Origin of the sequence: Saccharopolyspora sp. SCSIO 74807 (assembly GCF_037023755.1) — a bacterium.
GTDB lineage: Bacteria > Actinomycetota > Actinomycetes > Mycobacteriales > Pseudonocardiaceae > Saccharopolyspora_C > Saccharopolyspora_C galaxeae.
In genome coordinates this window covers 5,195,056-5,220,398 of the sequence record NZ_CP146100.1, presented here as the reverse complement: position 1 = coordinate 5,220,398, position 25,343 = coordinate 5,195,056, and the positions used below count along the sequence as shown (strand labels likewise).

Below are 25,343 nucleotides of genomic sequence, written 5' to 3'. Positions count from 1 at the left end.
CACTCCTTGATCTGTTCGGCTGCGGGTCAGCCGTCGTTGTCGAGGGCTGTGACCTGGACTCCGTCGCAGGCGTCGCTGACGATGAGCTGGCAGGAGAGCCGGGAGTTGGACTGCGCTCCCTCGGCGAACTCCAGCAACTCGTTCTCCTCGTCGGAGGGTTCGTCGAAGAAGTCCCACCACTGCTCGTCGAGATGGACGTGGCAGGTCGCGCATGAGCAGCTGCCGCCGCATTCGGCGACGATGCCGGGAAGGTTGTTGCGGACCGACCCGTCCATCACGCTCTGCCCGACGGGTACGTCGACCTCGTTCGTGCTGCCGTCCGGCAGGACGTAGACGACCTTGGGCACGGTTTTCCTCCTGTCATTGCGAAACGGCGCTCCGGAGCGGGACCTCCGGGTCCGCGAGCTTGGCGGGGTCGATACGGGCGCCGTTGGCGATGAGCTTGCGCGCCGCCATGAATTCGGCCGCCGCGTTGGCCGACTCGACGCAGGACACGACCCCGCCTTCGTGGTGGAAGAGTGCGAACTTGCCGGCCGTGGGATCGCCTCGGCACAGCACGTCCGCCGAGCCGGGCAGGCCGGCGATCTTGAGTTTCAGATCGAACTGGTCCGACCAGAACCACGGCACCTCGGGTCTGGGCTGCCGCGTGTTCAAGATGATCGATGCGGCCTGCTTCGCCTGCTCCACGGCGCTCGGGATGCTCTCCATCCGGACCGGATCGGGGCGGCCGGGCAACGGCCTGCGGGTCACGTCGCCGATCGCCAGCACTGCCGGATCGCTGGTGCGCGTCATCGAGTCGACCAGGATGCCGCCGGCGCAGACCAGCCCGGCCTCTTCTGCGAGCCGATCCCGCGGAACCGCCCCGACCCCGACGAGCACGGACCCACACGGAATTTCGGTGCCGTCGGAGAGGACCACCCCGCGGACGCTGCCGTGCTTCTCGGCCAGTTCGATCACTTGGGCGCCGGTGCGAACGTCCGTGCCGTTCCGCTGGTGGTACTCGGTCAGGATCTCCGACAGAGACGTGCTCGCGACCCGCGCGAGGATCCGGGATTCGCGTTCCACAACGGTGGCTTCGTCGCCGCGGGCGCGCGCCGCAGCGGCGACCTCCAGACCGACGTAGCCGCCGCCGACGACGACGATTCCGCCGTCGCGCTGCACTGCCGCGCGCAGTTGCCGCGCATCCGCGAGGGTGCGCAGCTCGAGCACGCCTTCGAGGTCGCCACCCGGTACCGGGATCGCTCGCGGCGCCGCGCCAGTGGCGAGCACGAGCACGTCGTAGTCGACGGACCGCCCGGAGGAGGTGACCACTCGCCGTGCGTCGCGATCCAGCGAGACGACCTCCTCACCGAGGCGGAGGTCGATGTCCTGCTCCCCGTAGAAGGCGAAATCCCGCAGCCACTGCTCCAACCCGTCGTCGTCGAAGCTCTTCGACAACGGCGGCCGGTGGTACGGCGGGTCGGGTTCCTCGCCGATCAGTACGACCTCGCCGGTGAAGCCCCCTTGGCGCAACAGCCCGGTGAGGGTGCCACCTGCGTGGCCACCTCCGACGATCACCACACGGCGATCGTCGGAGGTGCTGCCGGTCCCTTGGCTCATCGCAGGACGAGGTTGACGGGCAGGTTCTTCAGGCCACCGACGAAGTTGGTCTGCACGAGCTTGCGCTCGCCGGTGACCTCGACGCGCTCGATGCGCGGTAGCAGCTCCTCGAACATGATGCGCAGCTCCTGCTTGGCGAGGTGCTGGCCGACGCACATGTGCGGGCCGTAGCCGAAGGCGATGTGCTTGTTCGGCCGACGGTCGATGTTGAAGGTCTCCGGGTCGTTGAAGATGTCGGCGTCCTGGTTGGCCGACTGGTACAGCAGTGCGAACCGGTCGCCCGGTTTGATCTGCCGACCGCGCAGCTCGTACTCCTGGGTGGCCTGACGGGTGAACTGCTTGACCGGCGAGGCCCAGCGGAGCGACTCGTTGACCAGGTGTGGGATCAGCTTCGGGTCCTCCTGCACACGCCGGAGCTGGTCCGGGTGGTGCGCGAGCGCTTCGATCGCGCTGGACAGGGTGCTCGACGTCGTGTCGTGCCCTGCCGTGGCGATGGCGATGAACCAGCCGTAGGCGATTTCCTTGGCGAAGAACTCGCCGTCCTCCTGCCGCGCGTTCGCGATGATGGTCGCCAGGTCGTCCTCCGGCGTGGCCCGCCGGTCTTCGACGAGCCGGTCGAAGTAGGCGTAGAAGTCCTGGATGGCCGCGGCGAACTGCTGCGCCGCGGCTTCCGGCGTCGTCGGGGCCACGTCCTGACGAGCCGCGTCAGGGTCTGCTGCGCCGAAGAAGTCCTGGGTGAGGCCCATCATCCGAGGCTCGTCCTCAACCGGGACGCCGAACAGGCTCATGATGACGTGCAGCGGGAAGTACAGCGCGAAGTCCTTGACGAAATCGATTTCGTTGGTACCGGACCGCAACCCCTTCGCGATCGCCTCCTGGGCTAGCGTGCGGATGGTGTCTTCCCACTTCTTCAACGTCGCAGGGCGGAACCATTCTGCGGCGATGTCGCGGACGAGCGTGTGTTCCGGCGGGTCGAGGAAGGTGACGGTCTCGAGGACTCGCAGACTGCCGTTGTTGATGGACTTCGTGAACTCGTCGCCCGCCTGATTGGTCAGGATGGGGTTGTGCGAGCCCGGCTCTTCACCACCGCCGCTGGTGAAGATGTCCGGCTGGCGCTCGATCTCCATGATGTCGGCGTGCTTGGTCACCAGGTAGACCGGGTCGAAGCCCTCCACGGTGACTTTGGCGAGCGGGTTGTTCTCCCGCAGCCACCGGTACGCCTCGAAGAGGCGAGTCTCGTCGCGGTGGCCTTCGGGCAGTACGACCTGGTTAGCGATTTCGTCCGGAATAGGAGTGAGGTTCGTTTCCTCGGTGGTGGTCATACGTGCTCCCGGATTATGCGTGCGCTGGGGGAAATCGTTCGGGGTATCCGGCACCGCCGGATCGGAATGCAGTCTCCTGTCGCCAGGACGTGTGCTGCATCACCCCTGGGTGAGAGATTCCTACCCCGCTCGGGTCCTCTGGGAGAGCTCAACCGTGCACACCGAGTCCGCGGAGCGGCGGCATCGCGGCCAGCGCACCCGGGCGCCGATTTTCGGGCGACAGCACCGTGGTTCGCTGCGGCGGTGCTCCAAGCCGGTCAGTGGCTCATGGCGTGGTAGCGCGCCACGGCCTGCGCTCTGTTCTCCGCGCCGAGCTTGCGGAGGATGCTCTTCACGTGCGTCTTGACGGTGCCTTCGGAGACGAACAGCTGGGTGGCGATCTCGGCATTGCGCTCGCCGGTCGCGAGGCGCGCGAGCACCTCCAGTTCGCGTCGCGTCAGCTCCGGCAGCGGTGGCGTTGAATCTGATTTCCCCGCCGAGCCCGCCACGTCGGGAGAGCCCTGACGCGCAACCAGAGGAGCGCCAGAGTCGGATTCGGCGAATACGTCGACCGCATCGGCGGCTGCGCGCGTCTCCACACGCAACCGGTGCTGCAAGGCGTTGAGCCGCTCGTAGCACGACGTCCGCTCGAACACGAAGCCCAGCCCTTCCGCGAACAGGCCCAGCACTTCGCGGGCGAGTTCGTCGACGCCGCCCGGGCTCGCGCTGTCATCGGCGTGCAGGAGTCCGATGACCCGGTTGTTCACCACTACCGGTGCCGAGACGTAGGCCCTGGTCTGTATGAGGGTTTTGAGTTCGCGATGCACCTCGGGACGCGCCTGCGCGTCCCGGACGAGCACTGGCACGCGTCTGCGGAAGACGTGGCCTTCCGGGACGTTGCGATCCAGGATGCCCGGTGCGGCGGTACCTACCTCGATCATCGATTCCGCCAGGACGGCGTCGGCGTCCGCGTGGGCGGACTGCGCGATCCACCTGTCCCCTTCGATGTGGGAGAGCAGGGTCCGGTCGTAGCCGAGCTGACCGACGATCTTGGGCACGATCTGGACCAGCTGCTGCACCGAGGCGGCCGAATGCATCTGCCGCAGCGCGTCGTTGACGTCGGTCACCGCCGTGGCGCGGTTGGCCAGGTGCGCCTCGCTGATCGCGTCGCGCACCGCGCTGATCTGGACCAGCAGGTCGATCAGTTGCTGCCGCTGCGCGGCGTCGTCCGGCTGCGCGGCGATCCGCTTGGTCACAATCCGGTCCGCGGCGTTGATCGCGTGGACCGCGTTGTGCATGTCGAGGCCACCGTCGGGGATGAGCCCGGGAGCGCGGGTCAGGTCGCCGGCTGCGGACAGCACCTCGCGTGCCTGCCGCAGGGGTTCTTCTAGTGCTGCGGAGATCCTGCGTTCTTGCGCACTCCCGCGGTCATAGCGTTGAACAGCGCTGTTCACGGCCGGCTCCTCTCTATCGGGCGGCTGCTCGGGGCGGGCTCGACGCGTGCTCCGGGCAGCTCGGACCGGGTCGGTGGCGGACGGATTGTGACCTACGACGCCACGAATGGGTGGCGATCGCGTCGAAGTTCTCCATTCCGGGAGAGGAAGCCACCCCCAGCGGGGGATGGCGGTCGCTGGACCGCTCGCCATAGCGGTGGAGAATGGCCCAGCCGCGGTTCGGTATTGCTCGTGCATCGACGTCCTTGTCGTCGGGCAGTTATGGACCTACCCTTTTAAAGGTCTGACCGAGAGGGGTTTCGAGTGTATGCAGCGGTCCTGCGCGAGTTCGGTCCCGCGCGCAATCTCCGGTGCGAAGACGTCGACGAGCCGACGGCCCGGCCCGGCTGGGTGACTGTCCGTCTGCGGGCCGGTGCGCTCAACTGGCACGACGTGCTCGTCCGCCAGGGCAAGTACGGATCGAAGCTGCCGCACGTCCCCGGTGCGGACGGGGCGGGCACCAGGCTCGACACCGGCGAGGAAGTCGTCGTCCTCCCGTCCTTGTGGTGGGGCGACGACGAGAGCGCTCCGGCTCCGGGATGGGAGATCCTCGGTGATCACCACGCCGGTACCTACGCGGAGCTGGTCACCGTGCCTGTTGATTGCGTGCGTCCCAAACCGCAGGGGCTGAACTGGCGCGAGGCGGCTGCGCTGCCGTTGGTGGGGCTCACGACCCATCGCGCGCTGTTCGCCCGTGGCCGCCTCTGCAAGGACGAATCCCTCCTGGTCCTCGGTGCCGGTGGCGGTGTCGCGACGATGGCCGTGCAACTCGCAGCGGCGACCGGTGCGAAGGTCGTGGTCACGTCCTCCTCGCGGGACAAGGTCGACAATGCGCGCGAGCTCGGCGCAGAAGGCGGCGTGCGCTACACCGACGACGACTGGTGGGAACAGGCCAAGCAGCTGTCGCCAGGTGGGCTCGGTTTTGACGTGGTACTGGATCCCGTGGGCAGTTGGCAGGAGGCCGTGCACGCGCTACGGCCGGGTGGACGGCTCGTGGTGTTGGGCGCATCGCGGCGCTCGGACGCGGTGCTCGACGTGCGGCACTTCTACTTCGGCCAGTACGACCTGCTCGGCACGACCATGGGAAGCCCGCGGGACTTCGACGGACTTCTGTCCCTTGTGGATGGTGGTGTGGTAGGGGCGCCGGTGGTCGATCGGGCGTTTCCGCTCGACCAGGCCGCTGAGGCGCATGAATACCTGGAGCGCGGCGGCGGGTTCGGCAAGATCGTCCTCGACTACGAGTGACCTCGCCGAGGCGGACGTCGGAAGTGTGGCATCCGGTTTTATTTTGGTCAGTCCTTTAGTAAGATTGATCCAAACCCTCAACGGGGCGAGTGGGAGATCTGCTGTGGACTTTGAGTTGACCGAGGATCAAGCGACGATCCGCAACGCGGTCGCCGAGCTGGCCGGCAAGTTCAGCGACCAGTACTGGCTGGAGAAGGACGCGGCGCACGAGTTCCCGACCGAGTTCTACGACGCGTTCGCCCGCGGCGGGTGGCTGGGCATCACCACGCCCGAGGAGTACGGCGGGCACGGATACGGGATCACCGAGGCGTCGCTGTTGCTGGAAGAGGTCTCCGCGTCCGGCGGCGGGATGAACGCGGCCAGCTCGATGCATCTGTCCATCTTCGGGCTGCACCCGGTGATCGTGCACGGTTCGGAGGACCTGAAGCGCCGCAACCTCCCGCGCATCGTCAACGGGGAGCTGCATGCGTGCTTCGGCGTCACCGAGCCGGAGGCCGGACTGGACACCACCAAGATCACCACGTTCGCGCGCCGCGACGGCGACCACTACGTGGTCAACGGCCGCAAGGTGTGGATCTCCAAGGCCCGCGAGTCCGAGAAGGTCCTGCTGCTGACGCGCACGACCAAGTTCGAGGACGCGGAGAAGAAGACCGACGGCCTCACGCTGTTCTTCACCGACCTCGACCGTGACCGCGTGGACATCCGGCCGATCGACAAGATGGGACGCAACGCGGTCAGCTCCAACGAGCTGTTCATCGACGAACTCCGCATCCCGGTCGAAGATCGCGTCGGAGAAGAGGGCAAGGGCTTCAAGTACATCTTGGACGGTCTGAACCCGGAGCGGATGCTGGTCGCCGCCGAAGCGCTCGGACTCGGCCGGGCGGCGCTGCGCAAGGCCGCGCAGTACGGCAACGAGCGGGAGGTGTTCGGGCGCCCGATCGGCATGAACCAGGGGCTCCAGTTCCCGCTGGCCGACTCGCTGGCCCGACTGGACGCCGCGGAACTGGCGCTGCGCAAGGCGACCTGGCTCTACGACAACGGAAAACCCTGCGGCCGCGAGGCGAACACCGCGAAGTACCTCTGCGCCGACGCGGGTTACCAGGCGGCCGACCGGGCATTGCAGACGCACGGCGGCATGGGGTACTCGGAGGAGTACCACGTCTCCCGGTACTTCCGGGAGGCTCGCCTGCTGCGGATCGCTCCGCTCAGCCAGGAGATGGTCCTGAACTACCTCGGTTCGCACGTCCTCGGCCTTCCCAGGAGTTACTGATGTTCGATCTCAACGACCGGGCCGCCCTGGTCACCGGCGCGGGCGGCGGCATCGGCGCCGCGGTGGCGGAGGCGTTCGCGCACGCGGGTGCGCGCGTGCTCGTCTCCGACGTCGACGAGCAGGCGGCCAAGGACGTCGCGGAACGGATCGGCGAATCAGGCGGTATCGCGGAATACGCCGCGCTGGACGTCCGCGACGCGGCGGCAGCCGCCGAAGTCGCCGAGCGCGCGGCAGGGTTGGGCGGCGGCACGCTGCACATACTGGTCAACAACGCCGGTGCGATTTCCCCGGCGATGTTCCCGGACCTGGAGGAAGAGGCGTTCCGCCGCATCGTCGACATCCACCTGATGGGCAGCTACACCTGTAGCAAAGCGGCGCTGCCGCATCTGGCCGAGGACGGGCGGGGACGGATCATCAACGTCACTTCCGCCGCCGGGTTGCAGGGAACCATCGGCCAGGCCAACTACGGTGCGGCCAAGGCCGGGATCATCGGGCTGACCAAGTCGCTCGCGCGGGAGCTCGCGCGCAGGCAGGTCACGGTGAATGCGCTCGCCCCGCTGGCCGCCACGGCGATGACCGAGAACATCCGCAGCAACGAGAAGCTCGCGGCCAAGACCCTCGCGCGGATCCCTCTCGGCCGCTGGGCGGAGCCCGCCGAAATCGCGGGGTCCTTCGTGTTCATGGCCTCGGACGCGGCCGGGTACATCACGGGCCAGGTGCTGCCCGTCGACGGCGGGACGGTGATCTGATGAGCCGTCCGCGCACGGGCCCGATGCAGAGCGCAGGCCGGGAGGTCGTGCTCGCCGAAGCCGTCCGGACGCCGATGGGCAAGGGCCACCCGGAGAAGGGCTGGTATCGCGACACGCATCCGAACGAGATGCTCGCGGCCTGCTATGACGAACTGCTCGCCCGCGCTGACCTGCGTGCCACCGAGGTCGAGGACCTGGTCATCGGCTGCACCGCCCCGTTCGGCGAACAATCCCGCAACATCGGCCGCAACGCATGGCTGCAAGCCGGCCATCCGCCGGAGGTCCCCGCGGTCACCCTCGACCGCCGTTGCGGTTCGGCGCAGACCGCGGCCGAGATGGGCGCCGGGCTCGTCGGGTCCGGTACCCACGACATCGTGATCGCCGGCGGGGTCGAGCACATGGGGCGGGTGCCGATCAACTCGCCGGGCGAGATCTCCAAGCTCTACGGCGATCCCTGGCCGGCCGAGCTGCGCGAGCAGTATTCCTTCGTGCACCAGGGCGAAAGCGCGGAACTCATCGCCGAGCAGTGGGCGATCGAACGCGCCGAGATGGATGAGTTCGCGGTGCGTTCCCATCGGCTGGCCGCGCAGGCGAACTCCGAAGGCCGATTCGACGCCGAGATAGTCCCGATGGAGCTGGTCGGCGAGACACGCCGCAATGATCAGGGAATCCGCCCGGATACCGAACTCGCTGCGCTGGCACAGCTGAAAACCCCGTTCCGCGCGGAGAACGGGCGGATCACGGCCGGAACCTCCTCACAGATCTCGGACGGCGCTGCCGCGGTCCTGCTGACCTCCCGGACGGCCGCGAACGAGTTCGAGCTCGACGCACGCGCCCGGGTGCTCGACCAGACCACGGTCGGCGTCGACCCGATCATCATGCTCACCGGCCCGATCCCAGCCACCCGCAAGCTGCTCGACCGCAACGGCTTGAGCATCGACGACATCGACCTGATCGAGATCAACGAGGCGTTCGCCTCGGTGGTGCTGGCCTGGGAGCGGGAGTTCAAGCCGGACATGGACCGCGTCAACGTCAACGGCGGCGCGATCGCCCTCGGCCATCCGGTGGGCGCTACCGGGGCGCGGTTGATGGCCACGCTCGTCGCCGAGATGGAACGGCGCGACGTCGAACTCGGGCTGGTCACCATGTGCTGCGGTGGCGGCCTCGGAACCGCGACGCTGATCGAGCGCGCCGGCTGACTCTCCGACTTCGACAAGCGACCAGAAGGGAGCGGCAGCGATGAGCCACCGCCCGTCCGCCGTGCACATCCGGGAAGTCGGTCCCCGCGACGGCTTCCAGAACGAACCGGAGCACATCCCCACCGAGGACAAGGTCCGGCTGATCAACGAATTGGGCCACACCGGGCTGGAGCGCATCGAAGTGGCGAGCTTCGTGCGCCCGGACCTCATCCCGCAGCTGTCCGACGGTGCCGAGGTGTTGCGCCGCGTGGACGTGCCCGACGACGTCAAGCTCATGGTCCTCATCCCCAACAACAAGGGGCTCGACAACGCGCTGAAGGTGCGCGAGACGTTCCACGAGGCGGCGATCTTCGTCAGCGCCTCGGAAACGCACAACAAGAAGAACGTCAACCGCACCGTGCGCGAGTCTATGGACGAAAACACCGTCGTGGCGCGGCGAATCCGAGAGGAAGGGCTTGGTTGCGCCGCGGTCATCGCCACCTCGTTCGGCTGCCCCTACGAGGGCGAGGTGAACATGGATGCGGTCCTCGAGCTCGCGGAACGCTTCGCGGAAGCCGGCGCGACCGAGATCGGGTTCGGCGACACGACCGGCATGGCCAATCCCGGGTATGCCAACGAATTCTTCACCGCCGCGTTGCAACGGTTGCGGGATGTCGAGGTCACCGCGCACTTCCACAACACCCGCGGGCAGGGTCTGGCCAACGCCTTCGCCGCGCTGGAGGCGGGGTGCAACAGCTTCGAGTCGAGCTTCGGGGAACTCGGCGGCTGCCCGGTCCCGCCGGGATCCACCGGCAACATTGCGACCGAGGACCTGGTGAGCATGTTCCACGAGATGGGCGTGGACACCGGGGTGTCGCTGCCCACGGCCATCGAGGCTGCGCGCTCGGCGCAGTCGGTACTCGGTCGCAAGCTCACGAGCCATTCGATCGTCGCCGGGCCGGTGGAGTGGGCCTCCAACACCGGTTGATCGCGCTGGGGATCGAAAACCACCGATCCGATTCATCACCCGCGGGATAGCAGCAGCACTGCTCGTGGCCTTCCGTCGAGCCGGAACAATTCCGACAGCGTGCCTGAAACCGCTCGGCGACCGAATCGATCTGCCATCGGCGATGGTCGGGTAGGTGCGGCCGGAACGGTTCTGCTCGATCGCGATATTGAATCTCATCCGGTTCGCCCGGACGATCCGAATCTTCTTCTTGGGCCGGCGCCCCGCTTTCCGCGGGGCGCCGGCCCTTTTCGCGTCGTCCCGGCGGCGGCAGCGGGAGCTGCTACAACCAGCTGCAACGCACCGGAGATCCGTGTCCGAAGGGGGGACGACTCCACCCCTTGGGGAGGACGTTGTGCGGCGGTGCGGTCGGTAATTTCTCCCGGGTGAACAGCGCCACTCCCGGAAAATCGGGGGTATGCGCCGGGAAACGGCCGTCTCGTGCCTTGGGGTGAGGACATGTCTCTCGTGATGGAGTCAGCGATCCCCGAAGAATCGTCGGCAGACCGCGAATATCGGCTGGCGACCGGCGAATTCCGGGATCAGCCGGGATCCACGGAGCGGTCGTTCGCGTTGGTCCGTGCCGTGCAGCGCGGGGACACCGAGGCCTTCGGAACGCTATACGCCTGGCACTACGACGACGTGCGCTGCTACCTGCAGCGCCTGCTCGGTGACCTGGACGTGGCCGAGGACTTCGCCAGCGAAACGTTCGTCCGCGCGCTGGCCTCGATCGACCGGTTCGGGTATGCAGGCAGCGGATTTCCGGCGTGGTTGACCACGATCGCGCGCAACGTGGCAGTCGACTTCTTGCGCTCCCGGAGATCCCGGGAGGTGTGCCTGGACCCGCTGCCCGAACCACCGGAAAGCGGTGGCGCGGAGCGGGAAGCGATCTACTCGCTCGGTGCCGCGCACGTGCGCAGCGGTGTCGAACGGCTTCCCGCCAACCAGCGGGAGTGCGTCCGCTTGCGCTTCCTGCAAGGCAGGACGGTCGCCGAGACCGCGGAAACGTTGGGGCGCAGTCCTGCCGCGATCCGCCAGCTGCAACGCCGCGCGATCCGCGGCCTGGCGAACCTGTTGGACGCGGAATGGCTGCGGTCGTGAACGGGGAAAGGCGCGGAGCCGCTGAGCACCTCGGTGTGGCCGGAGCCGTGCGAAGTCGGACGAGACCGTGGATACAGCGCGGTCGTCGCAGACATTCCAGGGAGCGCAAGTGAGCGAAACCGCGCAGTCGAAGGCGGCGCCGGACAAGACGGCGGCGGCGCGCCGGCCGCAGCGGAAGTGGCTGCGCGGCGCCGAGAAACCACTGGTGCAGGCGGGGGAAATCGTCCAACTGCTGATCGCCGTGGTGTGGTCGGCGATTCGGCATCCCGTCGGTTACTGGGGTGCCGTCCGAGATCAGATGTTCAGCCTGCTGAAGCTGTGCTGGGTGCCGATGGCGGTGTCCACAACGGCCTTCGGGCTGGCGGCGCCGGGTTTGCAGGGCGGCAACATCTTCCTGATCTTCGGGATCCCGGAACGGCTCGGCGCGTTCTTCATCATGGCCAGCGTCCGGGAGTTCGCCCCGTGGATCAACGCGATGGTGGTCGCCGGTGTGGTGGGCACCGCCATGACCGCGGATCTCGGGGCGCGGCGCATCCGCGAAGAGATCGACGCGATGGAAGTGCTGGGCGTCGACCCCGTCCGGGACCTGATCGTGCCGCGAGTGCTCGCCGTGGCGATCATGACCGGCTTCATGGATCTGGTGGCCTTGGTGTTCGGCATCGTCGGCGGTTACATCGCCGCGATCTTCGTGCTGGGTGCGGACAATGCGGCCTTCTTCGCCAGCTTCTTCGACAACGCCACCACGCCCGACATCTGGGGCAGCGTGGCCAAGACGACGATCTTCGGCGTCATCATCGGCGTGGTCTGCTGCTACAAGGGCCTGCACGTCCAGGGCGGTCCGATCGGCGTCGGCCGCGCCGTCAACCAGGCCGTGGTCTCCGCGTTCGCGGCGATCTGGGTCGTCAATTACCTGTTCACGACCATTCTGCTCGGGCTCCACCCCGAGATGCAGGTGTACCGCTGAGGAGTTGGGCATGTCGACCAGGGATGGCCAGGACCGGCCGGCGGAATCGGGCTCGCGGGCGCCGAAATCGCAACCCGTGCACGTTACGCCTGCCGCCGTGCGGGCCAAGATTCGCGACGCGGTCAGCACCGGTGGGGAGATCGCGCGGTTCAGCGGTAAGACTGTCCGGACGTTGCCCGACGTACGCCACTACTTCACCGAGATCTTTCACCAAGCAGGCATTCTGATCCTATCCAGCGGTCTGATCATTTGGTTCATGCAGTTCGTGATGGGGTCGGTATGCGGGCTGGAAGCCAGCTACACGCTCAAGCAGATCGGTGCTCCGCTCTACAGTGGAGTGTTCAACACCTATTGCGGCACAAGGGAAATGGCCCCCTACATGTGGGGCTACATCTTCGCCGCGAAGGTCGGCTGCGGTCTGGTGGCCGAGATCGGCTCGATGCGCATCGCCGAAGAGGTAGACGCGATGGAGGTCATGGGCGTCCGATCCCGCAGTTATCTGGTGGGAACCCGGATCCTGGCCACCTGGATCGCGATGCCGCTGCTGTTCATCGTCGGTCTCGGTTTGATGTACCTGTCGATGTACCTGGTCACCGTGCTGCAGCTCGGCGGTGTCTCGCCGGGCGGTTACCTGTACACCTTCTGGCTCTACCAGAACCCCGTCGATTTCCTGGGATCGCTGTCGAAGGCGGTCGCGATGGGGACCGTGGTGGTCTTCGTCGGTTGCTACTACGGCTACACGGCGCGCGGCGGCCCTGTCGGGGTCGGGAACAACACCGCCAAATCGATGATGCTGTCCATGGTGCTCATCCATGTCGTGGGGCTGCTGGGAACACAGCTGTTCTGGGGCCTCAACCCGAACGCTCCGATCGCGAACTGACGCACGCCCGACGATGTCGAAGGAGATCGCGTGAACACGCCGACCGACCTCAGCATGCTCCCGACCGAGCGCATCCCGCCTGATCAGTCCATGCCTGCGGATCCAGAGGCGCCGATGCACCCCATGGTGGTGCGCGGGCTTCGCAAGTCCTTCGGCGAGTCGCACATCCTGCGCAACCTGACGCTGGAGTTCGCCGACAACGCCATCACCACCGTGCTCGGCCCATCAGGTACCGGCAAGAGCGTGCTGATCAAGCACTTGGTCGGGCTGCTGGAACCGGACGACGGCGAAGTGCTCATCTTCGGCAAGAACATCTGGAACATCAGCGAGTCCGAGCGCTACGAGCTGCGCAGGAACTTCGGCGTGCTGTTCCAGGACGGCGCGCTGTTCGGCTCCATGAACATCTACGACAACGTGGCCTTCCCGTTGCGCAAGCACACCGACCTCTCGGAGAAAGAGGTCGAGGACATCGTCATGGAACGGATCGTCGAGGTCGGCTTGGAAGCGGCGCTGGCGAAGACACCCAGCGAGATTTCCGGTGGCATGAAAAAGCGCGCTGGGTTCGCCCGCGCGCTGGTGATGGAGCCGAAGATCGTACTGTTCGACGAGCCCGACTCCGGTCTCGACCCGGTGCGTACCAGCCTGCTGTGCGACCTGATCCTCAAAATGCACGCCAGGCACCAGGGGACCTACCTGGTGGTCACGCACGACATCCGCAGCGCCCGCAAGGTCAGCGACTACGTGGGACTGATCTGGAAAGGCGAGGTGGTGCATTACGGGGCGGCCGACGAGGCGTTCGCCTCGCAGGACCCGTTCGTGCGGCAGTTCCTCGCCGGCGAGTCGGCCGGCCCGTTGGGAATGGACTGATCGCGATGAAGCGGTTGCTGCTCGTAGGGGCCGCGGTGGTCCTCGTCGCCGCAGTGGGCGGCGTGGCACTGCTGACCGCCGGCCGCGATCACCACGTGAGCGTGGTGCTCGGCTCGGCCAGCAAGGTGGTCCCGGGCGGGACGGTGATGATCGGCGGCTTCGAGGGCGGCCAGGTCGCCGACATCCAGGTGCGCGACGGCAAGGCCGTGCTCGACCTCGCGCTGGACGACGACCACGCCCCGCTGCACTCCGGCGCGCAAGTCCTGGTCGAGTGGAAGGCGACGCTCGGTGAGCGCCGCGTGGAGATCCAGGACGGGCCCGAGACGAACCCGGAGATCCCCGAAGGCGGGATGATCCCGGGCAAGCAGGCCAAGCCGGTTGAGCTGGACGAGGTCCTGAACGCGCTCGATGTTCCCACCCGCGAGCACTTGGCTTCCCTGGTCGGCCAGCTGGACAAGACGGTCAGCGGGAACGAGGCCGATGCCAACGCGACGCTGCGGACGGCGGGGCCCGCGCTGGAGTCGCTCGGGCAAGTGATGCAGGGCCTGGGCAGCGACGGTGAGTCGATCAAGGGGCTGGTGACCCAGCTCAACGGCATGGTCGGGACGCTGTCCGAACGCGACGCCGACGTCCGCCAGATCGTCGACAAGCTCAACCGGACCACGAACGCGGTGGCCGGGCAGCGCGAGCACCTCGGCGAAGCGGTGCGCGCGCTACCGCACACATTGGACACCGCGAAGGGGACGCTCGACGACGTGCCCGAGGTCGCGGACAAGACCATTCCGTTGCTGCACGACCTCCGGCCGGCCACGCAGCAGTTGCCGGCGGTGGCTGACCACCTCAACCCGGTCCTGCGGGACCTGCGGCCGACGGTCGACCGGCTCGGCCCGACGTTGACCGCAGCGGATTCGCTGCTCGACCGCACACCGGGCTTGCTGGACACCGCGCACGCCACCGTTCCGGCGCTGACCGGGACGGCGGATTACCTCACGCCCGCGTTGAACCACCTGCGGCCCTACACGCCCGAACTCGCGGGATGGCTCTCGTCGTGGACGTCGAACTCGGCCAACTACGACTCCAATGGACACTTCGTGCGCTTCCTGCTTCAAGAGGGCGCGACCACGTTGGGCGACAGCCCCGGCATCGTGCCACCTGGCGTCCAGGACAACCGGTATCCGCTGCCCGGTGAGAACGGCGGCCAGCCGTGGAAGGACGCGTGGGGAGGTGGGCTTCGATGAGCCGCACGAACCCGGCTCGGAAGACCCCGGTACTGCGGATCACCGCCGTCGCCCTCGTCGCGATGGTGAGCCTGGGGGCCAGCGCCTGGGGCATGGCCAACGAACCTGAGCGCCCTCGGTCCGTGATCGCCGAGTTCGCCGACGCGAGCCCGCTGCTACCGGGCAACGACGTCAAGCTCAACGGGGTCAAGGTCGGCGAGGTCTCCTCGATATCCGTCCACAACGGACACGCCGATGTCTCCATGACCCTGCAGCCGGAGGCATTCCCGATGCACTCGGACGCGAGTGCGTCGGTCCGACCGGTGAGCTTGCTCGGCGAGCGCTTCGTCGAGTTGAAGCGCGGTTCCACGTCGGCCCCGGCTCTCGGCGCGGGCGACGTGATCCCCGTGTCCCGAACGGGGCAGAACACCGACCTGGACCAGGTCCTCAACGTCCTCGACGACGGCACAGGCGAATCCCTCGCCGCGCTGGTGACGGTGCTGGGGCAGGGGATGCAGGGCAACGGGCGCAACACCGCCGACACCATCAAGGCGCTCGCCCCGGCGATGACCGACGCCGAGGGAATGGCCCGGGTGCTCAACGAGCAGAACGCCACGCTCAACCACCTGGTGGACACCGTGACTCCGGTGGCCCAGTCGCTGGCGGCGGACAACGGGCGCACCCTCGACGGACTGGTCGACTCCGCGAACGAGACCCTCGGCACGACGACCGCGCGGCAGGAGGCGCTACGCGCCACGGTCGCCGAACTGCCCGACACGCTGGAGCAGGCCCGGTCCACGTTCGCGACCTTGGCAGGCACGGCCCGCACGACCACCCCGACGCTGCGGGAGATCCGGCCCGCTACGGACAATCTCGCCGAGATCAGCCAGGAGATCACCCGCTTCTCCGACGCCGCCGACCCGGCGCTCGCGCGCGCCCAGCCGGTGCTGGACCGGGCCCAGTCGCTGCTCGACGAAGCACGTCCGGTCGCCGAACAGCTGCACGCCGCCGGGCCCCCGCTGCGCGCGGTCGCCGGCTCGGCCCGGCCGCTGGCCGAGCAGCTGGGCGGGAATTTCAACAACGTCATGAATTTCGTCCGTGGCTGGGCCTTGTCGACCAACGGGTCGGACGGCATCGCACACTACTTCCGCGCGCTCACGATCGTCACCCCCGAGATCGCGACCGGATCGGTGCCGGCACCCGTCGCACAGGCCGTTCCGCACCTACCGGACATTCCGCCACCACCGGGCTTGGGCGGCCCGCCGAACCCGGGGGGCGGCCCGCCGCCGAACCTGGGCGGACTGCTGTCGCCCGAGACTCAGCCCGGCAGCGGAGTCACCGGACTGACACCTGATCAAGAGGGCGGCGCACTCGACTTTCTGCTGGGAGGCAACTGATGGCGCAGAGCAGCAGCAGGTCGCGCCGAAGGCGCTCGATGCTGGCCGGGACGGCGCTGCTGGCGGTGTTGGCCTGCGCGGTCCTGATCGCGCTGACCGCCAGCACCGGCCTGCCATGGCAGCAGGTCACCAGGGTCAAGGCATCGTTCGCCGACGTCGGTTCGCTGCGGGCGGGCGACGACGTCCGGCTCGGGAACGTTCGCGCCGGGCAGGTGGCCTCGGTCGAACTAGCCGGCGACCGTCCGGTGGTGACCATGCTCCTGGAAGGAGATCGGAAGGTCTTCCGGGACGCGAGCTCCGCTGTGGTCGCCAGGTCGGCGCTCGGGCAGAAGTTCGTCGAGCTGAACCCCGGCACCGCCGGTTCCGGACCGCTCCCGCCGGGTGCGGTCATCGCGAGCGGGCCCGGGGACGGCGCGCAGGACATCTCCGATCTGCTCGAGGTGCTGGACGAGCCGACCAGGAACGCGCTCGGGTCGACCCTGCGCGAGACCGGTGGCGGGGCCATCGGTCACTCCCAGGACATGCACGATTCGCTCTCGACGCTGCCGGGGACGTTGGGTGGCCTCGGGGAGGTGTCCCGGGCGCTGAACGCGAACTCCGGCACCGACCTGACCCGGCTGCTGCACACCGCCGACGACGTGGCCACCTCTTTCCAGGGCAGGCAGCAGCAACTCGGCGAACTGGCCGGACACGCGGACAACACCCTGCAAGCGGCCAATGTGGATGGTGGCAAGCCGCTGGCCGACTCGTTGGAGCGGGCGCCGGGAACCCTCGGCCAGGTGCGTACAGCACTGCACGACCTCCGCGGCCCGCTGCACGACACGGGCGTGGCAGCCGCACAGCTGCGTCCCGGCGCCGAAGCGATCGGCGAGGCGACGCCCGACGTCCGCGGGGTGCTCCGCGAGGGCACGCAGCCGCTGGAGAAGGTGCCCGGGATCGCGGCCCCGGCCGAGTCCGCGGTGCGGGCGCTGACCGGCACGCTGCACGACGCGCGTCCGCTGGCTCCGCGGCTGACCAAGGCGCTCACGTCGGCGCAACAACCGCTGCGCGATATCGCGCCGTATTCCAGCGACATCAACATGTTCTTCAGCAACTTCGCGAGCGCGATGCAGTACGGCGACGCCGCCGGGCACTACCTGCGGATCTACCCTCCGGTGGGGCCCGAGACGGCGACCGGTCTGGCTCCGGTGGAGGACCCGACGGTCTCGCGCGACGCCTACCCGGCCCCGGGCGAGATCACCCATCAGCGGGAGGCCGGTGTGCTCGGTGAACGGAAGGGGCGCTGATCGTGGTGGCGAAAATCCGTCTGTTCGGCCGCAAGGACGGTCGCCGGAGCCGGATGTCCGCGGTGCGGCTGGGAACCGTGCTCATCGTGTGCACATTGCTGGCCGGCGCGGCGCTGTTCAACAAGGACGCGATCATCACGACGCTGCGCCCCGGGGAGACCGTCCAGATCCACTTCGCCCGCAACTACCGGCTCCAGCCGTACTTCAGCAAGGTAAAGGTGTCGTTCGTGCCGGTCGGGGTCGTCAGCGATGTCGAGGAGCAGCCCGACGGTTCCGCGATGGTCAGCGTCAAGATCTACCCGGGCGTGGATCGCAAGCTGAAATCCCGGCCGAGCGCGCAGATCCGGCCCACGACCCTGCTGGGCGGAAACTACTTCATCGACCTCGTCCCCGGCGGGCCACCGGGAACCTTCTCCGGGACGATCCCCACCGAGCGGACCGGAACGCCGGTGGAACTCGACAAGATCACCAGGACGTTGCAGCCGCCCGCACTGGACGGATTGCGGCATTCCGTCGGGAACCTGGACGAGACGCTGCGCAACGGCGGCCGGGACTCGATCGACCGGTTGCTGGTCGACGCTCCCGGCACGCTCGGCCCGGCCGGTGAGGTGCTGGACGCCGCGCGCGGTCACAACCCGCGGACGGACCTGACCGGACTGGTGCAGGGACTGGAGACGTCCGCGGCCGAGCTGAACCGCAGGGAAGGCCAACTCGGGTCCATCGTGGACGGAGCGCGTGACACGGGGAAGGTGCTCGGCGATCACAGCGAAGACCTGTCGACCGCGGTCGCCGGCCTGCCCGAGACGTTGCACTCCGCCGACAACGGGCTGCGCCGCCTGGACACCAGCCTCGGCAAGCTGCGGGACACCGCCGACGTCGCGCGGCCCGTGGCCGGCGAGTTGGACGACGCCTTGCAGGAGCTGGACCCGGTGTTGGTGAAGGCCGAGCCGTTCGTGAGCGGGCTCAACGAGGTACTCGTCGACGCGCAGCCGGCGGTGCAAGGGCTGGTGCCTGCCAGTTCGGGGCTCGACGCGACGCTGTCGGACCTGAAGGGGCCCGTCCTCGACCGGATCAACGGGCCGGTGAAGCAGTTCCTGCTCAACGACTACAAGGGCGAAGGTCCGTACGCGAACTCCAACACGGACCGGCCGATGTACGAGGAGGTCGCCGGTGCGGTGACGAACCTGAACAAGGTCTCCTCCCACGTTGACGAGAACGGCCACACGGTGGCGATCCAGGTCGGCGTCGGCGCGGGCAGCGTGGGCCGGGCGCCGGTCAACGTCGAGGCGGTGCTGGACGGATTGTTCCAGCGACTCAAGCAGTACGAGCAGGGGGGACGATGAGCCAGCGAGCCGGCCGTCTGCGGCGCGGTTGGGAACGGGTTCGTACCGAGCCGGGGCTGTGGCGCAACGTCGCGGTGCTGACAGCTCTGATCCTCGTGGCCACCCTCACCGGTGGCTACGTGCTGAGCCAGCAGCGGGTCGAGTGGCCGTGGGAATCCCGGTTCGTGTTCCAGGCGACCTTCCAGGACACGCCGGGGGTGAGTCCCGGCAACGGGCAGGAGGTCCGCGTCGCCGGCGCCACGGTCGGGACCATCGACGCGGCGGACGTCGACGAGCGGGGGCTGGCGCGGCTGACCTTGTCGATCTCCCCGAACATCGAGGTCCACCGCAACGCGACGGTGGTGCTGCGGCCGAAGAGCCCGCTCAACGAGATGTACGTGGAGCTCAATCCAGGCGGACCGCCGGCCGCGCGCCTCCCAGAGGACGGGGTGCTCCCGCCCGGGAACTCGCAGCGCCCGATCCAGATCGACGAGGCGCTCGGGCACCTGGACTCCGGTGCCCGCGACTCGTTGGGGGCGCTGCTGTCGGAGTCCGATGTGGCCCTCGCCGGGGCGCCGCAGAACCTCCCAGGCGGTCTCGCGGCGACCGACAAGGTCGTGCAACGGCTCAAGCCGGTCGTCGAGGCGTTGCGCGCTCGACGCGAATCGTTGCGCGAACTGGTCACGGCGCTTTCGCAGATCTCGCAGGCGGTCGGCAAGGACGGTGCCCGGCTCGGCGAGCTCGCCGGGTCGCTGGACGCGACGTTGAACGCGCTGGGCGACCAGGACGACGACCTGCGCAACGCGGTGGCGCAGCTGCCGGACTTCTCCCGGCAGCTGCGGGACGCCACGACCGAGGTGCAGGCGCTCAGCGGCCAGCTCGACCCGGCGCTGGACAACCTCAAGAACGCCGCGGGGACATTGCCCGGAGCGCTGAACCGGCTCTCCGGCACCGTCGATCAGGTCGGAGAGACGGTCGATTCCGGCATGCCGGTGGTCGAGAAGGCGGCCCCGGTGGTGCGTGACCTGCGCCCGTTCGTGCGGGATCTCAATCCGGCGCTGCCGGACTTGAAGGCGGTCACAGGCCAACTGGACCGGGTCACCCGGATGCTCGTTCCGAGCCTGACCGACCTCGGCGCATTCATGATCAACACGCGCTCGCTGACCAGCTTGGAGGACGCCAACGGCGGCATCCTGCGCGGCTTCCTGGTGGTCGCTCCGCAGATGGTCCCCGGCGACCCGCTCCGATCCCTGTCCACACCGGCCGAGCAGTACCGGTTCCCGCAGTAGGTGGCATCGATGAAGATCTCCCACTCGGCGCTGCCGAGAATCCGGCTGTCGATCCTGATCACCTTCATGCTCTTGTGCGCGGTGATCTTCGGGTTCCTGTGGGTCAACTCCGGTGGTCGCCTGCCACTGGTGACCCGTGACGGTTACCGGGTCGGCCTCACCGTGCCGAAGGCATCGAACCTGGTGCAGAACTCCGACGTCATGATCGCCGGCGTGCGGGTCGGCAAGGTGGCCGGCGTCCACCCGCAGGGCGGAGGGGCGCACGTGACCATGCAGCTGGTTGAGAAAGCCCCGTTGCACAAGGGCGCTTCGGTCCAGGTGCGGGAAAAGACGCTGATCAACGAAACGTACCTGGAGATCGCCGACGGGCATGGACCGCCGTTGTCCACCGGGAGCGAGCTGCCGCCCGGCGCGGGCAAGCCGCCGGTCGAGCTCGACGACGTGCTGCGCACGCTCGACCCTGGAACCCGGCAGGCGCTCGCCTCCAGCGTGCGGTCGCTGGGCATGGCCACCGCCGACAACCGGTCCTCAGTGGACCGTACGTTGAGCGGGCTCGGCGACCTCGGACGCAACGGTCATGACGCGGTCACCGCGCTGGCGGCGCAGTCCGGGGATCTGCGCCAGCTGACCGCCAACACAACGACGCTGCTGGTCGCGCTCGACTCCCGGCAGGGACAGATCGCCGACCTGGTGGACAACACCAACCGGCTCGCGGCCGTGACCGACAGCAACTCCGCGCAGATCGAGCAGGTCGTGCGCGACCTGCCGGGGGTGCTCGACTCGGCGCAGGCGGCGACGAAGAGCCTGCGTCCGCTGTCCGGTGCGTTGCAGCCGATCGCCGCGGACCTGCGCACCGCGGCGCCGGGCCTCAGCCAGGCGGTGCGCGAACTGCCGCAGACTTCTGCGTCGTTGCGCGGACTGCTGCCCACGCTCGACAGCGCCCTCGGCAAAGCGAACCCGACACTGAAGCGGGTTCCGCCGGTGGCCGCGGACGCCAGCGGGCTGGTGCCGCCGCTGCAGGCGGACCTCAACCACCTCAACCCGATGCTGGCCTACCTGGAGCCCTACGGGCCGGACATCGCGCACATGCTTGTCAACTGGGGCGCCTCGATGAACGGAGGCAACACCGAAGGCAAGGCGCTGCGCCTGCTTCCAGTGCTGAGTCCCCAGACCGTCACCGGGAACCCCGTGGACACCAACGTGGGGCCGCTCAAGCGCCGCAATCCGTACACGGCTCCCGGCCAGGCCAACGACCCGGGTGTCTGGGAGGGCACGTACCCCCGCGTTGAGGAGGAACAGCCGCCCCGATGATGGAACGGCACGAAAGCCAGGACCGTCCCGCAGCGGACGAGGGCTCGTCCCGTGAGCTCCGAGCGCGCTTGCGACGCGGCATCTCCCCGCGGCGATGGACCAGACGGGGCGTGCTGACCGCGATCGCGGCTGGACTCGTCGCGGTCTTCGCCGCCACCGGACTCGCCCAGGTCAGCATCCAGACCTCGGTGACGTCCTTCCTGCCGACCCAGGATCCCGCCGTGTCCACTATGGACAAGAAGGCCGGATCTTTCGGCGGGGACCCGATCGTGGTGCACCTGCGGTCCCAACATCCCGGGGAACTGCTGGGGCCCGGGCACCTGAACAAACTCGTGCGGCTGGAGGGCGAGTTGTCCGGGCTGCCGGACGTGTCGAGCGTCTACGGACCCGGCACGACGCTCAATCAGCTCGCCGGGCGCGCCCAGGACTTCCTCGCTGAGCTGACCGGCCGCAGGGATGCCGAACGCGCCAAGGCCATGGCGGTCGCTCGGGACAGCGGAGCCGACCGGCAGGAGGCCGCTGCGGAGGGGGAGCGCGCCGTCGCCGAGTTCGACCGGCGCTACGGCCCGCTGCTGGTCCAGGGGATGCCGGCGGGACTTCCGACACTGCAGAACCCGAACTTCGTGAACTCGGTGATCTTCGCCGAGAACGGGGTGCGTCCGCAGTGGCAGTTCATCGTGCCGTCCCCGGATTCCGCCGCGGTGCTCGTCCGGCCGCGCGAAGGGATGGATGCCGACGCGACCCAGCGGCTCGTCGACAACGTCCACCGGGCGGTCTCACAGGTCGACGTCGGTGCGCGTGAGACGACGGTCTCGGGGGTGCCGGTGCTGGCTTCCGCGCTGAGCTCCCAGGTCGCTCGGGAAGTGCCGCTGATCGGCGGGCTCGCGGTGCTCGCCGTCGGCGCGTGCTTCCTGCTGGTGCCCTGGACCCGGTGGCGGCGCAGATTACTGCCGGTGATCACGACGCTCATCGCGATCGCCCTGACGCTGGCGGTGTTCGGCTGGGCGGGGCGGCCGTTGTCGCTCGGCGTCGTGGCGTTCCTATCGGTGCTGCTGGGTGTCGGTTCCTACTACCCGACGTACTTCGCCCAGCACGCGCGCAGCCGGGTAGTACTCGTGGTGGCCGGTGGCAGTGCGGCCAGCTTCGCCACATTGCTGCTGTCGCCGCTGCCGTTCGTACGCGACCTGGGCATGACCTTGGCCGTGGGTGTGTTCTTCTCGGCAGGGGTGGGGATGCTGCTCGTGCGCCGGTTCTTCCCGGATTCCGGAGCCCGAGATTCCGGTGCTGGGACCGGAAAGTCGCCACCGCGGTCCGGAGCCCGTCCGGCGCGGAGCTGGGTGGTGACCGGCGTGGCATCCGTGTGCGTGGCCGGCGTCGGGTGGACCGCGCTGCCGAGCATGCCGCTGGAAGCCAACATCGAGCACTTCGCCGCCGGACTGCCTGCCTACCAGGACGCGCGCCAAGTCGAGCAGGACGTGGGCTCCTCCGGCGAGGTCGACGTCGTGCTGCGCGGGCCGGACGTCACCTCTCCCGAGGCGATGGAATGGATGCAGCGAACCCAGGCACTGATCGTGACCGAGCACGGCGACAGCATGCAGCCGGTGCTCTCCCTGCCCGCCCTGCTGTCGTTCCTGGGCCAAGGGGCCAGCGGCGAGCAGATCGCCTCCGGAATGCGGATGCTGCCGCCCTATCTCGCCGGTGCGGTAGCGCGGGACGACCACCGCGGCGCCGTGATGATCTACGGGGTCCGGATGGACGACCTCGGCGAGCTCAAGGCGCTGCGCGACGACGTTCAGCGCCTGCTGCCTCCGCCGCCGAGCGGATATCAGGCGGAGCTGACCGGACTCCCCGTAGTGGCGGTGCGCGGGCAGGAGCTGGTCTCCGAGGGCCGCGTCGTGGGCAACGTCCTCGGCATCCTCGGCGCAGGCGCCGTGCTGGCGCTCGGACTACGCCGCCGCTCGGACGCGCTGCGCGCGGTAGTGGCCGGTGCGATGGCCACCGGCATCGGGTTCTTCGGCCTGTGGGCGCTGGACATCGCACTGAGCCCGATCACGGTCGCGCTCGGGTCGCTGACCGCTGCGGTGGGATGCGAGTTCACGGTGCTGCTCGCCGACTCCGTGCGCACCGGAAATCGCGGTCTGCGCCGGTCGATCGCGCTGGCGACCAGCACGTCGGCCGTCGGGTACGCCGTGCTCGCATTCTCCGATCTCGCCGCCATCCGGGAGTTCGGCCTGCTGCTGGCCGCGGCAGTGCTGATCTCGCTCGGATCCGCGGCGTGCGTGGTGTGGCTGACCACCGGGCGGGAACGTCCGCAACAGCCGGTGGACGGGGACATGCAGCGACATGTTCCAGATCTTGCACGCACAGCACAGGGAGTCGACTGATGGAGTCCAAACAGAACCAGGAGCTCGACGAGGCGGACCCCGGTGCAGAAGACGCTCCGGCGGTCGATTCCTCCGGCGAGGTCTCCGAGAACTCATCCGTCGATGCGGACGGCGAAACCGGGCCGGACATACCGGAGGACTCGCAGGAAGCAGGGTTCGGGCAGCGATGGCGACGGCGGCTGGCTGCCCCCCGCGCCCGCAAGGTGCTTGCCGCGTGCGCGATCCTGCTGCTCGCGCTCGGCGGTGGTGGCTACTTCTGGCTCCGCGCCGGGACGTTGCCGGACGGGGTGGCGTTGCGGGTGAACGATCGTGACGTCACCGTCGAGCAGTTCGAAGGCAAGGTCCGCACGATGAAGGCGCTGTACGGCGTGCAGCAGCCCAGCGATCCGGCCGACCAGGCCGAATTCCGCCGCATGACCGCGAAGAGCTATGCTCTGCAACTGGTGCTAGAACAGGCCGGGCGGGAGCGCAACGTGGTCGTCCCGGACAAGGCCGCGCGCGATGTCCTCGATCGGTACATCACCGAGCAGGCCGGCGAAGGCGCCCAGGCGCGCGCCAAGTTCGTCGAAGCCTTGGGCAACGCCGGTACCTCGGAACCTGACGTGGTGGCCGAGATCAAGCGAATGCTGCAGGTGAACCGGCTGTTCGAGCAGACCACGAAGGGCAGCACCGTCACCGACGAGGATGTGCGCCGCGCGTTCCCGGAGCGGAAGGAATCGCTCGGCACACCGGAAACGCGGGACCTGCGCAACATCGTCGTCCGCGCCCGCGAGGACGCCGACCGGGTGCTGACCCGGTTGCGCGCGGGTGAGCCCTTCGAAGCGGTGGCCGCCGACGTGAGCCTGGACGGGCAGACCAGGGCCGCGGGCGGCCAGCTGGGCAAACTGGAAGCGGCGCAGCTGGAAGACGGCTATGCCAAGGCCGCTTTCCAGACGCCGCAGGGCGTTCCGTTCGGTCCGGTGCAGACTCAGCACGGGTGGAATGTGGGCGAAGTGCTGGGCGTGCACCCGCCGGTTCCGGCCGTGTTCGAGCAGGTGCGCGACCAGCTCAAGCAGCAGCTCACCTACGAGAAGACGATGGACCGCTGGCAGAAGTGGCTCGGCGACCGGCTCCGCGCGGCCGACGTGTCCTACGCCGATGACTACCGGCCGGCCGACCCGGACTCGCCGCCGGAGGTCGCGCCGGGGAAGCCGGACACCGGTCGGCAGCCGCCGGCGCCGAAGTGAGGAGAGCGATATGTGGTGGACCTCGGTGACGCAGCTCGTCCTGGGTGCGGCGGTGTTCCTCATCGGTTGGTGGGGGCGGCGCAATGCCGACGAGCTCGTCGCCAGGTCCCGCGCGGGCGCGAGCAGCACGGAGCCCACCGCGGAATCCCGGCAATGGCGGGTGATTCGACGCGGTGGGCTCGTGTGCCAGATGGTGGGCGCCTTCTTCGCAGCGCTCAGCGCACTGCCGCTGCTATGAGGTGCGAAGCGCCGCGAACG

General features: G+C 68.5%; 22 protein-coding genes. 18 read left to right on the top strand and 4 right to left on the bottom strand.

The genetic code is table 11. From position 1 onward, the window contains the following. Window positions 1-26 precede the first annotated feature (26 nt). From V1457_RS23935 to V1457_RS30675, 4 genes are all read right to left on the bottom strand, one after another. A complete protein-coding gene (locus V1457_RS23935) occupies window positions 27-347 on the bottom strand; it encodes a 2Fe-2S iron-sulfur cluster-binding protein (protein ID WP_200073491.1) in 321 nt (106 codons plus the stop codon). A 13-nt stretch (window positions 348-360) separates the two neighbouring features. Further along, on the bottom strand, window positions 361-1,599 hold the full coding sequence (locus V1457_RS23930; RefSeq protein ID WP_233628650.1) for an NAD(P)/FAD-dependent oxidoreductase: 1,239 nt from the start codon (window positions 1,597-1,599) through the stop codon (window positions 361-363). After that, entirely contained in the window at window positions 1,596-2,921 is a 1,326-nt protein-coding gene (locus V1457_RS23925; protein ID WP_338596990.1) for a cytochrome P450, read from the bottom strand. The genes V1457_RS23930 and V1457_RS23925 overlap by 4 nt, the downstream gene beginning before the upstream one ends. Window positions 2,922-3,178: 257 nt before the next feature. Then, complete coding sequence (locus V1457_RS30675) at window positions 3,179-4,591, bottom strand: LuxR C-terminal-related transcriptional regulator (RefSeq protein WP_407074718.1); 1,413 nt, start codon at window positions 4,589-4,591, stop codon at window positions 3,179-3,181. Window positions 4,592-4,744: 153 nt separating this feature from the next. Between V1457_RS30675 and V1457_RS23910 the strand changes: the two genes are divergently transcribed. The 18 genes from V1457_RS23910 to V1457_RS23825 all read left to right on the top strand — a co-directional run bounded on the left by V1457_RS23910 (window position 4,745) and on the right by V1457_RS23825 (window position 25,323). Beyond that, window positions 4,745-5,638, top strand: coding sequence for a zinc-binding dehydrogenase (locus tag V1457_RS23910; protein WP_338596988.1), 894 nt, complete (start codon window positions 4,745-4,747; stop codon window positions 5,636-5,638). Between the two features lie 103 nt (window positions 5,639-5,741). Continuing rightward, window positions 5,742-6,908: an acyl-CoA dehydrogenase family protein gene (locus V1457_RS23905; RefSeq protein ID WP_200073488.1), complete on the top strand. Its 1,167-nt coding sequence runs from the start codon at window positions 5,742-5,744 to the stop codon at window positions 6,906-6,908. Beyond that, entirely contained in the window at window positions 6,908-7,657 is a 750-nt protein-coding gene (locus V1457_RS23900; protein WP_338596986.1) for an SDR family NAD(P)-dependent oxidoreductase, read from the top strand. The genes V1457_RS23905 and V1457_RS23900 overlap by 1 nt, the downstream gene beginning before the upstream one ends. After that, the gene (locus tag V1457_RS23895; protein WP_338596985.1) at window positions 7,657-8,856 is read left to right on the top strand and encodes a thiolase family protein; all 1,200 of its coding nucleotides are present in this window, start codon (window positions 7,657-7,659) and stop codon (window positions 8,854-8,856) included. The genes V1457_RS23900 and V1457_RS23895 overlap by 1 nt, the downstream gene beginning before the upstream one ends. A 40-nt stretch (window positions 8,857-8,896) precedes the next feature. Further along, on the top strand, window positions 8,897-9,823 hold the full coding sequence (locus V1457_RS23890) for a hydroxymethylglutaryl-CoA lyase (protein WP_338596983.1): 927 nt from the start codon (window positions 8,897-8,899) through the stop codon (window positions 9,821-9,823). Between the two features lie 477 nt (window positions 9,824-10,300). Then, on the top strand, window positions 10,301-10,942 hold the full coding sequence (locus V1457_RS23885; RefSeq protein ID WP_338596981.1) for a sigma-70 family RNA polymerase sigma factor: 642 nt from the start codon (window positions 10,301-10,303) through the stop codon (window positions 10,940-10,942). A 109-nt stretch (window positions 10,943-11,051) separates the two neighbouring features. Beyond that, entirely contained in the window at window positions 11,052-11,906 is an 855-nt protein-coding gene (locus V1457_RS23880) for an ABC transporter permease (protein WP_307850331.1), read from the top strand. A 10-nt stretch (window positions 11,907-11,916) separates the two neighbouring features. Continuing rightward, complete coding sequence (locus V1457_RS23875; protein WP_338596980.1) at window positions 11,917-12,786, top strand: ABC transporter permease; 870 nt, start codon at window positions 11,917-11,919, stop codon at window positions 12,784-12,786. 90 nt (window positions 12,787-12,876) lie between these two features. Continuing rightward, entirely contained in the window at window positions 12,877-13,653 is a 777-nt protein-coding gene (locus tag V1457_RS23870) for an ABC transporter ATP-binding protein (RefSeq protein ID WP_233628747.1), read from the top strand. A 5-nt stretch (window positions 13,654-13,658) separates the two neighbouring features. Beyond that, window positions 13,659-14,891: an MCE family protein gene (locus V1457_RS23865; RefSeq protein ID WP_338596979.1), complete on the top strand. Its 1,233-nt coding sequence runs from the start codon at window positions 13,659-13,661 to the stop codon at window positions 14,889-14,891. Then, complete coding sequence (locus V1457_RS23860; protein ID WP_338596977.1) at window positions 14,888-16,267, top strand: MlaD family protein; 1,380 nt, start codon at window positions 14,888-14,890, stop codon at window positions 16,265-16,267. The genes V1457_RS23865 and V1457_RS23860 overlap by 4 nt, the downstream gene beginning before the upstream one ends. After that, on the top strand, window positions 16,267-17,553 hold the full coding sequence (locus V1457_RS23855) for an MlaD family protein (RefSeq protein ID WP_338596976.1): 1,287 nt from the start codon (window positions 16,267-16,269) through the stop codon (window positions 17,551-17,553). Before V1457_RS23860 ends, V1457_RS23855 begins: the two co-directional genes overlap by 1 nt. A 5-nt stretch (window positions 17,554-17,558) precedes the next feature. Then, the gene (locus tag V1457_RS23850) at window positions 17,559-18,896 is read left to right on the top strand and encodes an MlaD family protein (RefSeq protein WP_338596975.1); all 1,338 of its coding nucleotides are present in this window, start codon (window positions 17,559-17,561) and stop codon (window positions 18,894-18,896) included. Further along, window positions 18,893-20,164, top strand: coding sequence for an MlaD family protein (locus V1457_RS23845; RefSeq protein WP_338596973.1), 1,272 nt, complete (start codon window positions 18,893-18,895; stop codon window positions 20,162-20,164). The genes V1457_RS23850 and V1457_RS23845 overlap by 4 nt, the downstream gene beginning before the upstream one ends. A gap of 9 nt (window positions 20,165-20,173) precedes the next feature. Beyond that, window positions 20,174-21,475, top strand: a complete 1,302-nt coding sequence (locus V1457_RS23840) for an MlaD family protein (RefSeq protein ID WP_338596972.1) — start codon at window positions 20,174-20,176, stop codon at window positions 21,473-21,475. 110 nt (window positions 21,476-21,585) lie between these two features. Further along, on the top strand, window positions 21,586-23,859 hold the full coding sequence (locus V1457_RS23835) for an RND transporter (RefSeq protein ID WP_338596970.1): 2,274 nt from the start codon (window positions 21,586-21,588) through the stop codon (window positions 23,857-23,859). Beyond that, window positions 23,859-25,085, top strand: a complete 1,227-nt coding sequence (locus V1457_RS23830) for a peptidyl-prolyl cis-trans isomerase (RefSeq protein ID WP_338596969.1) — start codon at window positions 23,859-23,861, stop codon at window positions 25,083-25,085. Before V1457_RS23835 ends, V1457_RS23830 begins: the two co-directional genes overlap by 1 nt. Window positions 25,086-25,110: 25 nt before the next feature. Continuing rightward, the gene (locus tag V1457_RS23825) at window positions 25,111-25,323 is read left to right on the top strand and encodes a hypothetical protein (protein ID WP_338596968.1); all 213 of its coding nucleotides are present in this window, start codon (window positions 25,111-25,113) and stop codon (window positions 25,321-25,323) included. Window positions 25,324-25,343 lie beyond the last annotated feature (20 nt).

Coding starts and splice junctions, on each gene's coding strand:
- V1457_RS23895 (WP_338596985.1), top strand. CDS start 7,657: ATGAGCCGTCCGCGCACGGGCCCGATGCAGAGCGCAGGCCGGGAGGTC.
- V1457_RS23860 (WP_338596977.1), top strand. CDS start 14,888: ATGAGCCGCACGAACCCGGCTCGGAAGACCCCGGTACTGCGGATCACC.
- V1457_RS23870 (WP_233628747.1), top strand. CDS start 12,877: ATGCCTGCGGATCCAGAGGCGCCGATGCACCCCATGGTGGTGCGCGGG.
- V1457_RS23925 (WP_338596990.1), bottom strand. CDS start 2,921: ATGACCACCACCGAGGAAACGAACCTCACTCCTATTCCGGACGAAATC.
- V1457_RS23865 (WP_338596979.1), top strand. CDS start 13,659: ATGAAGCGGTTGCTGCTCGTAGGGGCCGCGGTGGTCCTCGTCGCCGCA.
- V1457_RS23840 (WP_338596972.1), top strand. CDS start 20,174: ATGAAGATCTCCCACTCGGCGCTGCCGAGAATCCGGCTGTCGATCCTG.
- V1457_RS23930 (WP_233628650.1), bottom strand. CDS start 1,599: ATGAGCCAAGGGACCGGCAGCACCTCCGACGATCGCCGTGTGGTGATC.
- V1457_RS23875 (WP_338596980.1), top strand. CDS start 11,917: ATGTCGACCAGGGATGGCCAGGACCGGCCGGCGGAATCGGGCTCGCGG.
- V1457_RS30675 (WP_407074718.1), bottom strand. CDS start 4,591: ATGCACGAGCAATACCGAACCGCGGCTGGGCCATTCTCCACCGCTATG.
- V1457_RS23845 (WP_338596973.1), top strand. CDS start 18,893: ATGAGCCAGCGAGCCGGCCGTCTGCGGCGCGGTTGGGAACGGGTTCGT.
- V1457_RS23855 (WP_338596976.1), top strand. CDS start 16,267: ATGGCGCAGAGCAGCAGCAGGTCGCGCCGAAGGCGCTCGATGCTGGCC.
- V1457_RS23885 (WP_338596981.1), top strand. CDS start 10,301: ATGTCTCTCGTGATGGAGTCAGCGATCCCCGAAGAATCGTCGGCAGAC.
- V1457_RS23890 (WP_338596983.1), top strand. CDS start 8,897: ATGAGCCACCGCCCGTCCGCCGTGCACATCCGGGAAGTCGGTCCCCGC.
- V1457_RS23830 (WP_338596969.1), top strand. CDS start 23,859: ATGGAGTCCAAACAGAACCAGGAGCTCGACGAGGCGGACCCCGGTGCA.
- V1457_RS23900 (WP_338596986.1), top strand. CDS start 6,908: ATGTTCGATCTCAACGACCGGGCCGCCCTGGTCACCGGCGCGGGCGGC.